Below are 12,284 nucleotides of genomic sequence, written 5' to 3'. Positions count from 1 at the left end.
AATCTGTTTTCAATCTCAGTTTTCAGTTGACAGTAAAACAAATAAACGAATAACAAACAACAAAAACCCAACACCCAATACCCAACACCAAAAAAAATCAAATATCATCATAATCCACCGCAATAGTCGGCGTAGTAGGATGCGCTTGGCAGGTGAGAATCATGCCGTCTTCAATTTCGCTATCGGTTAAAATTTGGTTCTTTTCCATCACCGCTTTTCCTTCCGTAATTCGAGCAATACAACTACTACAAATTCCACCTTGACACGAATAAGGCGCGTCAATTTTTTGTTTCAATGCGGCATCTAAAATCGTTTCGCTGGCATCCATTTCAAACGAAAACTCTTCATCATCAACCATTACCGTAACAGTTGCTTTTCCCGAAACATTTTCAGCGGCTTCATTGGTTTCTGCGGAAGACGTAAATAATTCAAAATTAATCGCATCTTCTGAAACTCCGTTGTTTTTGAGCGTTTCAGAAACTGTTTGAATCATCGCTTCTGGTCCGCAAATATAATAGTTCTTAAAATCAATATCCTTCATTTGATTTTTCACGACATAATTCACATACGTGCCATCAATACGTCCTGCCAAGGCATTTTCCGCACGTGCCTGACTGTACACAAATTTTAAATAAAAGTGAGGATATTTCTCCGCTAAGGCAATCAACTCCTCATAAAAAATAGTCTCTTCCGTAGATTTATTTCCGTACAACAACGCTACTGTATTTCCATAATCCAACGCTGTTTTTAAAATGCTCATAATTGGCGTAATTCCGCTTCCTGCGGCAAACAACGCAATGGCACCAGCATGCGAAGAAGGCGTATAGATGAAATTTCCTTCTGGCGTATGCACATCTAGCGCTGTACCTTCGGTCAATTCGCGGTTGGCATATTTGGAAAATGTACCATCGGTTACTTCTTTAATAGCAACACGCAATTTATTTTCTTTAGGCGCGGTACATAACGAATAGGCTCTGCGCACTTCTTCACCGTTTATATTGGTTTTAAGGGTAATATATTGTCCTGCTTTAAAAGAATATGAGGGTGCTAAGGCTTCTGGAACATGAAATTCAACGCTTACTGCGCTTGGGGTTTCTCTGTGAATATGACGTACTTCTAACGAATTAAATTGTGACATTTTGCAAATTTTTAAATAAATAACCGCGTTTTGCGAAAATCTCCGCAAAAATACACAATACCCAAAGGCTTTTAAAACGATTTCGTTAGAAATTATACCTAAAACGAAATGCATTTTTAAAATACATAGTATATTGAGGAAGTTTTATGCGTTTATGAAAACTTGATAAGATACAATATTTAAAAAACAAATCGACAAATCAACAAAACACAAAACACGAATAACGAATAACGAATAACGAATAACAAAAAAACAAACAACAACAATCTGTAACAAAAAAGAAAAATACACACTAACTAAGAAAACTACTAATTCACATAAAAACCATGATTCAAAAATTTATCAGTCTACAATGGAAAGAATTTATACGTTCTTCCTCTTTCCAAAAAGGCGTCGCCATTAAAGTATTGCTTTTTATTGCAGCAGCATATATTGGTGGAATGGCAATAATTGCTGGAGCAGGATTGTACTTAGGGATTAAAAAAATGATTCCTGGCATAGATCCGATGCTTGTTGTCAATAGCTTTATCATTTTTTGGTTTATGGCAGATTTGCTTATTCGATACTTTATGCAGCAAATGCCTGTTATGAACATCAAACCACTGATGACGATTCCTATCAAGCAGAAAACAGTTATTCACTTTTTACTGGGGAAATCGGTCATTTCATTCTTCAATCTATTACCATTATTGGTGGCAATTCCTTACTGTGTTACAGCGTATATAAATGGAAATTATCCACTATTGAATATACTTTTTTGGCTGTTGTCCATTATTGTCATAACGCTTTCGCTGAATTTCCTCAATGTGCTTGTAAATAAAAGCAACACTGTATTTTACATCACAGCAACTTTGCTAGTTTCGATAGTAGCATGTCAATATTTCGGAATTTACAATATAGCGCAACATGCAGGAATGGTTTTTTACGGATTATACATGAATCCGTATTATATTGTGATTCCTATCGCGATTTTAGCAATATTATATTATGCGAATTTTAACTATTTAAACAATCGTTTTTACTTAGATAGCGCGATTTCTAAAAAAGTAAAAGAAGTCAATACATCCGATTTGTCTTGGCTCGACCGTTTTGGCTCAATGGCAACCTTCTTAAAAAACGACGTGCGTATGATTTGGCGAAACAAACGTCCAAGACAAGTAGTGATTATGTCGTTTCTATTTTTGTTTTATGGCGTGTTATTTTTTACCAATAAACTATACAACGACATGCCTGCATTTTTAGCCTTCGCATCTATTTTTATCACGGCAGGATTTTTATTCTCGTTTGGTCAATTGGTTCCTTCATGGGATAGCGAACACTACAAAATGATGATGAGTCAAAACATTCCTTACCGACAATACTTAGAATCGAAATGGTATTTGATGGTGATTGCGGTAGTGATTTCGTTTGTTTTAAGTACGCCTTATATTTACTTCGGTTGGGACAAATACGCCATGATCGCTGCAGGTGCCTCGTTCAATATCGGAATCAACTCGTTTGTTACCTTATTTGGTGGCGCATTGAACCGAGTTCCTATCAAACTCAACGAAAGGGCCAAAGCATTTAGCAATACCCAAGGATTCAATCCGACACAATTGTTGATTGCATTGCCAAAATTATTATTGCCAGTATTGCTTTTTTGGTTGCCCTATTATCTTGCCAATTATAATGTGAATGCAGGGATTATCACATTGGCAGTTAGTGGTGTTGTAGGACTAGTTTTTAGAAACTATTTCCTCACACAAATAGAAAACGTATACCAAAAAGGAAAGTACAAAACAGTTGCTGCTTTCGACGAAAAATAATCAATCTTTAAAAACACGAACAATGATTTCTATCAATAATATCTCAAAAAAATACGGACAAAATACAGTTTTACAAATAGATAAACTAGACATTCCGAAAGGGCAAAGCTTTGGTTTGGTGGGAAACAATGGAGCAGGAAAAACAACACTATTTAGCTTGCTACTAGATTTGATTCAGCCAACAACAGGTTACATAAAAAGTAAAAGCATCAAAGTGCACGAAAGTGAAGCGTGGAAACCATTTACGTCTTCATTTATTGACGAAAGCTTCTTAATTGGCTATTTAACACCAGAAGAATACTTTTACTTTATTGGTGATTTGCGCGGACAAAACAAATCGGATGTTGATGCTTTGTTAGCACAATTCGAAGACTTTTTTCACGGAGAAATTCTCAATCAAAAAAAATACCTGCGCGATTTAAGTAAAGGAAACCAGAAAAAAGCAGGAATTGTAGCCTCATTCATCGGAAATCCAGAAATCATCATCTTAGATGAGCCGTTTGCCAACTTAGATCCAACCACACAAATTCGCTTAAAAGGTATTATCAAAAAACTCTCGGAAGACAAAAAAGTAACGGTTTTAGTTTCGAGTCACGACTTAATGCACGTTACGGAAGTTTCAGATAGAATTGTAGTGCTGAACAAAGGATTGGTTGTAAAAGACATTGTAAAATCAGAAGCTACCCTAAAAGAACTCGAAGCTTTCTTTGCAGGTTCAGCCGTAGAAGCAGCGTTGGAAGAAGAATAGTTAAGAGTATATATAAAATAAAAACGTGCATTTTAATAGTTTTTTGTATCAAAATGCACGTTTTGTCTTTTTTAATTTGCGATACTAAACATATTTAATATCGCAAAAAAATCTATAGCGGCACAGGCTGCGAATAATCGCAAATAATATCATAGCCTATTCCCCAATAAAGTTCATCATCGCATTCTACAACAAACATCACTGCACAAATAATGCAATATGGATTGTAGTAATTTGGCGCACACTCCAAATAGCGAACATATTGTATGTCACAATCTCTGTAACGTTCTGGTACGCCACTAGTAATTGTACAGTCTTCATCAATAAATGCATATCCATCCACAAAAGTTACGCATCCATAACGAACAGGATCACTTTTGGCAATGGTTCGAAGTTGAGTATCCAAAAAGGCATCCAAATTCTTTACAGCGTTTTTAGGTATTGGCTTAAAAACTCCTACATCTGTGGCTGCACTGCGCTTCAATTCAGTAGCTTCAGTATCTAAATTTTCAAAATTTGTATTGTCTGTCTGACAGGCAAAAAAAGCAAACAATGCGAACATTAAAATGTAACTAAATTTTTTCATGACTTTTGGTTTTTTTGGTTAATGCTATAAGTTAAAAAATCTAAAAATCAATTAGTTACGTGAAAAACATACAATTGGTCAGTTAATACCAATAAACGCTAAAACAGCTTTTTCAAACAATTTAGGCGTATCCAAAAACGATTGATGTCCACTATTAGGCAACACTACCAATGTTGAATTGGCAATCAGTTTGCTAGCATCCTGTAACTCTTCAGGAACGGCAATCGCGTCAAATTGTCCTGTGAGGAGTAAAACTCGGTGTTCAATCTGCGGAAGCAATTTCCAACGGTTTACATCGCGTTGCGCTTCCCACAATAAATCACTGACCAGCTTGTTATCTTTTTCGTTCAAATATCGTAAAGGATTATACGGGCGCGCAAACAAAACTTTCAACGCCATTCCGAATCCTGTTTTGCGTTTGGTTGGCGTAAACGCCGCATCGACATACCTATTCCAACGTTTTGAAATTTCGGGTGTGTGAATGGAATCTGTTGTTGTCATCCAATCGAAAGCTTCTTGCCAATACGCAGTATTTTTCTTTTGCGCGATAAAATTTGTAGCAATATTTTTTAAAAATTGCGGACGATATTGGTTGTAACGTTCTGGAGAAAAATCACTCGTAATGGGCGCATTAAACACAATACCTGCTTCAATATAGTGCGCTTCTTTGGGAAACTTTGCCAAACAATCCAACACATCTTGTCCACCAGTACTATGACCAAAGGCATAAACTTTCGCATTATACTTTTCCTTTAATTTTTTAGCAATTGCAATGATGTCTTTTGCCACTTGCGTGGGATTGATACGTGTAGTGTCAATTTTTTTGACAGATGTGTTCAAGCCTCGTTGGTCAAAATAAGCAATGGCAACCTTGACTTCTAACGACTTTTTCCAGCGCGGATAATTGGAGCGACCGAAATCAATACCATTTTCACCATAATTTCCTTGAACGAATAGCAAAATGGTGTTGTTTTTTAAATTTCCTCGTACAAAAACCGGTAAATTTTTGTCGTCGGGTTCTGCATAAAAAAAGTCTTTTACTTTTTGCGAAAATGCGAACTGACTTAGGAGTAAAAGCGTTATAAAAACTGTTTTTTTCATTTTTTTGATTGATTGAGATGAATAATTTTTTGATGCTGTGTTTTAATAACTAATGTATCTTGATTGAGCAATGTTGAAATCTGTAAAAAGTAATCGCAATGTGAGCGAAACAACTCTTTTGGACGAAAACCGTTAATCGTTTGTAAGGTGTCGCCAATTTGTAGTATTGAATTGGGCGTTGTTCTATTTACTATCCAAAGGGAATCATTCAGAATGCCAGGAATAAAATTTCGTTCGGCAGCGATTTGCACTTTTTCTTTGGGTTGAAGTATAATTTTCTTCGTGTCATAATTGAGAAAGATAGTAAAATGCTCCAAAAAATCACTTCCTAACAACGCTTTGTTCAGTGATGAAAACTGTACAGGAATGTTGGTGTTGAAATCGTCTAATTTCACAGCCAATTCTTTTACGATCAAGGTATCGCGGTTGCTTCCAAAAATTCCCGAAGTTGATTGATCGATATAAAGTTCAGACGCAGTTTCAGGAAACAAAGACGCATATTTTTTTGGAACGACCAAACCGCCGTTGTAACCCACATCAAACAGTACATTTTTAATCAGTTTTCCGCCAATTTCGATGTCTATTTTTGGAATGCCTGAACGAAAAGAGGTTTTAAAATCTAGTTCGTGAGTTTTCGTATTTTCTGCAGGAAACAAACTATTTTGAGAAGTTTCAAGCAGTTGCTGCTGATAATCAATCTTCCAATTGCTCAATTTGATGAGGTTTGCGCCAATAATGCCATCAGGAGCCACACACGGACTGTACGATTTGGCATCGTATTGGAGTTTTCCTGCGGCGATTCCGTAAAAAGGTAAACTCTCTAAAAAAATGCTATCAATGACGGTCATTTCAATCGTGCGCCGAATACCTTGTGCCGTTCCGTTAGTACGTTTATATGTTGTCGGAAGCTGTAAACGTTCTGCCAATTCATATTCAATTTTGCTCGTATGTGCGGCAGTGTCAAAAATAAAACGATTTGTAGTCGTTTGTTGTTGTACATTGGCTTCTATAACAATCAATCCTTTTACATATTCAAAAGGAATGCGATGTGTCGTTTCAGACTCCAATTGCAATTGTTGATACGCTTTGCAACGTACCAACGCGAGCATTATCCCGAAAAGGAAAAATAGATATAAATGTTTCATGAAAAAGGGCAGTTTATCGTTTTGTGAATGATTTTTCAACTTTTTTCTGCCAAAACAACAAAAGTGGAATACCAATTAAAGAAGGCAATGCAAAGGCTACAAACGGATTCATCAAATCAAAACGCGTGACCATGGTGGATAAAAACGCCGTAAATGTGGCAATATAACCGCCCATCATATTTCCGATATGCGCCAAATACCAGTGATACGCTTCTTTTGGACGAATGACAAACGGTTTTAAATTGGCATACGAAATTGCCAAACCGCCAATACCAAATCCAATCGTTAACAACACACCGCCGATATTTACTGAATCTGAAAACAAATAATACATTCCCAAGCCTAAAAACGCCAAATTCGCCACTGTATTGAGAATTCCTGCAAACCAATCGTACCATTTTGGCTGTTGTGTTTTGTGAAGTTTTTTCAGTTTTAAAAAGCGTACACCACAAAACACACTGTAATAACTCAGAAACGCGATAAAAAATAGAAAGCGATTCATTTTGTAACCTGCAATAACGATTCCTGTAATAAAAACCGCCGTCATTGCATAAAAGTAAATTTTTCCTGATTGCCGATGCCATTTTTTCCCTTTTGCGCTAAAAATGGCGATAGCTCCAGAAATGAGCGAAATTGCTCCGACAATAATGTGTATGTACAAGGTGTATTGAATACCAGTTTCCATGAGTTTTTGTAATTTTTTGACAGCGCAAAAGTGTGATAAAAAATCTAGAAAAGTCTTTAATACAAAGGCTTTGGTATGGTTTGGACGTATGTGTGAAGAATGGACATTACAAGGTTTGGATAAACTCAGAAATCTGTGTGGCTTTGCTGCGCGATACAGGAATTGTAGCATCCATTCCGCGCAAAGTTAGCTCCAAATTTCGGGCGTTTCCCGTTACATGTACAATATAATTTCCGTTGATGATGAAGCGATTGTGACATCGAAAAAAAGTCGTTTTTGGCAAGAATTCTTCCAAACTTTTTAATCGATTGCGCAGTAATTTTTTGTGAACGGTTTTGTCAATTTCATAAAAAACTTCTACATAATTTCCGTCAGATTGTAGGCAAATGAGCTCGGAAGCGAATAGTTGCAATTCCACTTTTCCGTTTTCAGCTTTTAACTGTAATTGTTGGTCGGAAGTCGTTTCGTGTTGCTTTTCGGTTTGTAGTTTTTGATTTTCTGCTTTGAGCGATTGCGTTAATTGCTGCGCGTATTTAAATTGCTTTTTTTGTTGCAAATACTGTTCAAACAATACCAAAATCACAATCGGGAAAAAGCTAATACAGATAGAAATAAAAGCTGTTTTCACAAACAATTGCCAAGCAGATTCATGCGTTCCATACAGTATAAAAATTCCTAGAAAAATTCCCAAAGTAATCAGCAAAACCACCAAAAGAAACAGCGAAATTTCCTTTCCAATGGTCCAGCGGTCTTCCTGTGTAACGGTTGGAAACAGCTTTTGGAGCAATTTTACCGTGCTAAAAATAATGATGGAAACAAAACCGCCAATACAAAGTGCGTAGATGCTACGTTGCGTGATTTCCATTCCTTTAAAATCGAGCGGCGCTAATAGCAAAATAATCAAAAAACTCGCCACACCAGGAATCGCAACGCTGTACGCGTTAAAAATAAACGGATGTGGTTTTTTGAGAAAGTTCAGCATGATTGGGTAAAGGTAGAAAACCTATTGTTTTTTTGGAATATTTTATCAAATGAAAACAGTACAATAACTTGATTTCTATATAACTATTTGTTAAATGATTGATTTTAAGACTTAGATAAAATGTCAAATCGAGCGCAGTCGAGATTCAATTGAAGTTTTAGCTTTTCTAAAGTGTTCTCGACTGCGCTCGAACGGACAAGTTACTAGTATTATTATTATCATGATTTCTAACGTCGAACTGAAGTTTAAATAATTTAAAAAAAGCCTAAAAACTAATGAAGACGAAGCAATATGAAACACTGAAAATATCGCTTTGAAAGGAATCATTTTTCATTTTACACATTTTTCACACTTCCAAACCCCAAAAAACGCTAGATTCTTATAGATTTTACCATATTTTTCAAAAAGAAATGTATTTTTACCTTCCTATATACTAAATACGTCAAATTTTAGTTTTACAATTACTAAATACATCACCTTGAAAAAACTACTTTATATATCGGTAACGCTATCAGTATTAGGAATTTTACTGTTTAGCTGCTCTACCAAAAAAGATACATTTATCAACCGAAATTGGCATTCGGTCACTACCAAATACAACGTGTTATTTAATGGAAAAGTCGCTTTTGAAGAAGGCCGCGAAGCTTTGATGAATGCGTATATTGATAATTATTGGGAAATTCTTCCTGTGGAACGCATGGAAGTTTTGGACGATTTGACACTTCCAGGGCAAGGCGGAAAAAATCCGAACTTTAAAAAAGCGGAAGAAAAAGCCGTAAAAGCCATTCAAAAGCATTCGATGGATATCAAAGGTCGTCAGCGCAATCCGCAAATGGACGAAGCGTATTTGTTGCTTGGAAAAGCACGTTATTTTGACCAGCGATTTATTCCTGCGTTGGAAGCCTTTAATTATACGATTGGCGAATATCCAAATAGTGATAAAATCAATCAGGCGAAAATTTGGCGTGAAAAAACGCATCTTCGCTTAGAAAATGAAGAGTTCGCGATTGCCAATTTGAAACGCTTGCTAAAGTTTGAAGAGTTAGAAGATCAAGAATATGCAGATGCCAACGCGGTATTAGGTCAAGCATACATCAATTTAAAACACAAAGATAGTGCCGTACAAGTGATGAAACGTGCCGCAGCGTCTACCAAAATTCGCGAAGAACAAGGTCGCTATAATTATATCATTGGACAGTTATTCAACGATTTAGGTTATAAAGACAGTGCCAATATTGCGTTTGACAAAGTGATTGACTTAAATAGAAAATCGCCGCGTGTGTATATGATTAATGCGGAGATTCAAAAACTAAGAAATGTTGATTTGGATACTGCGAATAAAGAAGAATTTTTTGAAAAATTAACCGATTTGGCGGAAGACCGTGAAAATCGTCCGTTTTTGGATAAAATTTACCGTCAATTGGCAGAATATCACTTAGCGCAAGATTCGTTAGAATTGGCAGAGGAATATTTTAATAAATCGCTCCGAAAAGTACGTACGGACAGATATTTAAAATCATTGGATTATGAAAATATTGCCGCCTTACGTTTTGATGAAGCCAATTACAAAGCTGCTGGAAAATATTACGATAGTACTTTGCTCAATTTGGAGAAAAACACGCGAAAGTTTCGAAGAATTGAAAAGAAAAGAGCCAATCTCGATGATGTGATTGCGTACGAAGATGTTGCCAAAGTAAACGATAGTATTTTGCAATTGGTGAATTTTTCAGAAGAAGAACGCACGGCGTATTTTCAAAAATATATTGACGAATTAAAAGCTGCTGAAGAAGAACAAAAAAAGCTAGAAGAAGAAAAACAAGCCATTGTTGACAATGAATTTGCTTCAAGCCGCGACAACAAAGGTCCGAGAAATGGCAGTGACGAATTCTACTTTTACAATCAAACTACGGTAGCGTACGGAAAAAATGAATTCCGTAAAAAATGGGGCGACCGCGCGTTGGAAGATAATTGGCGTTTGTCGGATAAAAACACAATTAAAAAAACGGACAATGCTGTGGCAGGTGCTGCTGGAAAAGATGCTGCTACCAAAGATATCTATGCGGTAGCTTTCTATACAGATAAAATTCCGACAGACGAAAAAGTAATTGATAGTATTGGAAAAGAGCGCAATTTTGCCTATTATCAGTTAGGACTGATTTACAAGGAAAAATTTAAAGAATACGAACTCGCGGCAAAACGATTGGAGCGACTGCTGGAAAATAATCCAGAAGAAAAACTCATTTTACCATCGAAGTACAACTTGTATAAAATTTATGTGTTGTTAGAACAGCCGAACAAAGCTGAGCAGTGGAAAAACGATATTTTAAACAATCATGGAAGTAGTCGTTACGCGCAAATTCTTCGCAATCCGCAAGAAGTCATTGCTTCTGATGAAAACAGTCCTGAAAGTCTGTATGCAAAAACCTATAAAAAGTTTGTGGCGCAAGAGTTTGAAGCGGCGTTGAACGATGCTGAAAAATACATCCGACAATTTACAGGTGAGCAAATTGTGCCAAAATTTGAAATGCTCAAAGCAACTATTATTGGTCGATTGGACGGTTATACGGCTTACAAAGATGCGTTAAATTATGTAGCGTTAAACTATCCTAATGATGAAGAAGGAAAACGCGCGCAGCAGCTTGTCACGACTTCATTACCGAAAATTGCTAATAAAACTCCTATGAATGATGATAAATCGACCAGTTTTAAAATCATTTATGCGTTTCAGAAAAATGAAACCGAAGCGATGGAAGCCTTGGAAAAAACCATCAATCAAATGATTGAGGATAAAAATTACAATTCACTTTCCTTGTCGCGCGATGTATATGATAGAAGTCAGCATTTTGTGGTAGTACACGGTTTCAAAACCAAATTGGCTGCCATTACGGTAGAAGATATGTTGGAAACGACCAAAGCATACAACGTTGAAAAGGAAAATGTGATTATGTCATCGGAAAATTATCAAACCATACAAATTCACAAAAACCTAGAAGAAATAAAATAAATCTAAATTAAGCATAGTTTAATCCCTCAAAACTACAAAAGCCATGTTTTCAGAATCAAAAAAAGGACGTAACAACGAAGCTACACGCGGACAATCCAATAGAATAGGAAAATCTACAAATATTAAAGGTGAGGTAGTCTCCAAAGCAGACTTCCGCATTGATGGAAAGTTGGAAGGAAGCGTAGAAACTACGGGAAAAATCGTTATTGGTTCTACAGGTGTTATTATAGGAAAAGTAGTTTGTACCAATGCAGATATTGAAGGACGTTTCAACGGAGAATTGGTGGTTACCGAATTATTGACACTTAAAAGTTCGGCAATTATTGAAGGTGATGTTACCGTAAGCAAATTATCTGTGGAGCCAGGTGCTACGTTCAATGCTACGTGTAGTATGAAGTCAGGAATCAAAGAATTGAAAGCAAGTGACGAAAAAAAAGCCGATAAAACCGCTTAATAAAGCTTTGCGACTTAGCGGAGCAGGATTGCAAATGGGTATAACCATTTACGGCTGCAATTATCTTGGAAATTGGCTCGATACTACTTATGATAAAGGTTTTTGGGAAACAAGTTTGACACTTTTTGGTGTGTTTATGTCCATATACTTCATCATCAACCAAGTAATCCAAATTAGCAAAGATGATTAGACAAATTTTCATATACATCACAGCGTTTGGATTGTTGTTTTTCTTGGGTGATTTTCTACATAATTATTACATAGAATCACAGGAAATATCGCTAGGGTTTTCCTTGCGAAAAATATATGCATTTCACGCGTTCTTTTCGCTGCAACTTTGTGTAGTCTTTGCGTTGTTGTCCAATAACGAAAAATTACGTCCGCAATTGGGATTCATTTACTTAGGTTCGTTTGTGTTAAAAATTATCATCTTTTGCATTGCATTTTATAATATCTTATTTGTAGGACAAAAACTCTCCAACACACAACGTATTTCACTCATCATTCCGATGCTGGTTTTCCTGATTTTGGAAGTCCATTTTATGATCAAAATCTTAAACAAAAACCATTCTCCGAAATAAAGTTAAAAAAAAGGCTGTATTTATAATTAATTGTTTAATTTTGCGCAGAATTTAC

12 protein-coding genes are annotated in these 12,284 nt (G+C 36.1%); 6 read left to right on the top strand and 6 right to left on the bottom strand.

The genetic code is table 11. From position 1 onward, the window contains the following. Nucleotides 1–97: 97 nt before the first annotated feature. On the bottom strand, nucleotides 98–1,138 hold the full coding sequence (locus C8N46_RS13055) for a ferredoxin--NADP reductase (protein WP_108115355.1): 1,041 nt from the start codon (nucleotides 1,136–1,138) through the stop codon (nucleotides 98–100). A 326-nt stretch (nucleotides 1,139–1,464) separates the two neighbouring features. On the opposite strand from C8N46_RS13055, the gene C8N46_RS13050 reads away from it, so the two are divergent. Both C8N46_RS13050 and C8N46_RS13045 read left to right on the top strand, forming a co-directional pair. Continuing rightward, nucleotides 1,465–2,943 (top strand): DUF5687 family protein, encoded by a 1,479-nt coding sequence (locus C8N46_RS13050; RefSeq protein WP_108115354.1) that lies wholly within the window; start codon nucleotides 1,465–1,467, stop codon nucleotides 2,941–2,943. 22 nt (nucleotides 2,944–2,965) lie between these two features. Further along, entirely contained in the window at nucleotides 2,966–3,691 is a 726-nt protein-coding gene (locus C8N46_RS13045; protein WP_108115353.1) for an ABC transporter ATP-binding protein, read from the top strand. A 112-nt stretch (nucleotides 3,692–3,803) separates the two neighbouring features. On the opposite strand, the gene C8N46_RS13040 is transcribed toward C8N46_RS13045, so the two are convergent. The 5 genes from C8N46_RS13040 to C8N46_RS13020 form a co-directional block, all read right to left on the bottom strand. Next, a complete protein-coding gene (locus C8N46_RS13040) occupies nucleotides 3,804–4,277 on the bottom strand; it encodes a hypothetical protein (protein WP_108115352.1) in 474 nt (157 codons plus the stop codon). Nucleotides 4,278–4,355: 78 nt separating this feature from the next. Continuing rightward, nucleotides 4,356–5,378 (bottom strand): alpha/beta hydrolase, encoded by a 1,023-nt coding sequence (locus tag C8N46_RS13035; protein WP_108115351.1) that lies wholly within the window; start codon nucleotides 5,376–5,378, stop codon nucleotides 4,356–4,358. After that, nucleotides 5,375–6,523, bottom strand: a complete 1,149-nt coding sequence (locus tag C8N46_RS13030; protein ID WP_108115350.1) for an aspartyl protease family protein — start codon at nucleotides 6,521–6,523, stop codon at nucleotides 5,375–5,377. Before C8N46_RS13030 ends, C8N46_RS13035 begins: the two co-directional genes overlap by 4 nt. A 13-nt stretch (nucleotides 6,524–6,536) precedes the next feature. Then, nucleotides 6,537–7,208 (bottom strand): DUF2306 domain-containing protein, encoded by a 672-nt coding sequence (locus C8N46_RS13025; protein WP_158269146.1) that lies wholly within the window; start codon nucleotides 7,206–7,208, stop codon nucleotides 6,537–6,539. A gap of 106 nt (nucleotides 7,209–7,314) precedes the next feature. Next, nucleotides 7,315–8,190, bottom strand: coding sequence for a LytR/AlgR family response regulator transcription factor (locus tag C8N46_RS13020; protein WP_108115349.1), 876 nt, complete (start codon nucleotides 8,188–8,190; stop codon nucleotides 7,315–7,317). A gap of 478 nt (nucleotides 8,191–8,668) precedes the next feature. Between C8N46_RS13020 and porW the strand changes: the two genes are divergently transcribed. Genes porW through C8N46_RS13000 form a run of 4 tightly spaced genes read left to right on the top strand, consistent with a single transcriptional unit; the run spans nucleotide 8,669 to nucleotide 12,229 of the window. After that, the gene (porW, locus tag C8N46_RS13015; RefSeq protein ID WP_108115348.1) at nucleotides 8,669–11,194 is read left to right on the top strand and encodes a type IX secretion system periplasmic lipoprotein PorW/SprE; all 2,526 of its coding nucleotides are present in this window, start codon (nucleotides 8,669–8,671) and stop codon (nucleotides 11,192–11,194) included. Between the two features lie 43 nt (nucleotides 11,195–11,237). Continuing rightward, nucleotides 11,238–11,648, top strand: a complete 411-nt coding sequence (locus tag C8N46_RS13010; RefSeq protein ID WP_108115347.1) for a bactofilin family protein — start codon at nucleotides 11,238–11,240, stop codon at nucleotides 11,646–11,648. A 7-nt stretch (nucleotides 11,649–11,655) separates the two neighbouring features. Continuing rightward, on the top strand, nucleotides 11,656–11,838 hold the full coding sequence (locus C8N46_RS13005; protein WP_245896852.1) for an AtpZ/AtpI family protein: 183 nt from the start codon (nucleotides 11,656–11,658) through the stop codon (nucleotides 11,836–11,838). Beyond that, nucleotides 11,831–12,229 carry a DUF6168 family protein gene (locus tag C8N46_RS13000; RefSeq protein WP_108115345.1) on the top strand — a complete coding sequence of 133 codons (399 nt, stop codon included), beginning with the start codon at nucleotides 11,831–11,833 and terminating at the stop codon, nucleotides 12,227–12,229. Before C8N46_RS13005 ends, C8N46_RS13000 begins: the two co-directional genes overlap by 8 nt. Nucleotides 12,230–12,284 lie beyond the last annotated feature (55 nt).

The organism is Kordia periserrulae, from assembly GCF_003054265.1.
GTDB lineage: Bacteria > Bacteroidota > Bacteroidia > Flavobacteriales > Flavobacteriaceae > Kordia > Kordia periserrulae.
Note: the sequence above shows the minus strand (reverse complement) of the source record. Positions and strands in the feature narration are given on the sequence as shown.

Coding starts and splice junctions, on each gene's coding strand:
- C8N46_RS13055 (WP_108115355.1), bottom strand. CDS start 1,138: ATGTCACAATTTAATTCGTTAGAAGTACGTCATATTCACAGAGAAACC.
- C8N46_RS13050 (WP_108115354.1), top strand. CDS start 1,465: ATGATTCAAAAATTTATCAGTCTACAATGGAAAGAATTTATACGTTCT.
- C8N46_RS13045 (WP_108115353.1), top strand. CDS start 2,966: ATGATTTCTATCAATAATATCTCAAAAAAATACGGACAAAATACAGTT.
- C8N46_RS13040 (WP_108115352.1), bottom strand. CDS start 4,277: ATGAAAAAATTTAGTTACATTTTAATGTTCGCATTGTTTGCTTTTTTT.
- C8N46_RS13035 (WP_108115351.1), bottom strand. CDS start 5,378: ATGAAAAAAACAGTTTTTATAACGCTTTTACTCCTAAGTCAGTTCGCA.
- C8N46_RS13030 (WP_108115350.1), bottom strand. CDS start 6,523: ATGAAACATTTATATCTATTTTTCCTTTTCGGGATAATGCTCGCGTTG.
- C8N46_RS13025 (WP_158269146.1), bottom strand. CDS start 7,208: ATGGAAACTGGTATTCAATACACCTTGTACATACACATTATTGTCGGA.
- C8N46_RS13020 (WP_108115349.1), bottom strand. CDS start 8,190: ATGCTGAACTTTCTCAAAAAACCACATCCGTTTATTTTTAACGCGTAC.
- C8N46_RS13010 (WP_108115347.1), top strand. CDS start 11,238: ATGTTTTCAGAATCAAAAAAAGGACGTAACAACGAAGCTACACGCGGA.
- C8N46_RS13000 (WP_108115345.1), top strand. CDS start 11,831: ATGATTAGACAAATTTTCATATACATCACAGCGTTTGGATTGTTGTTT.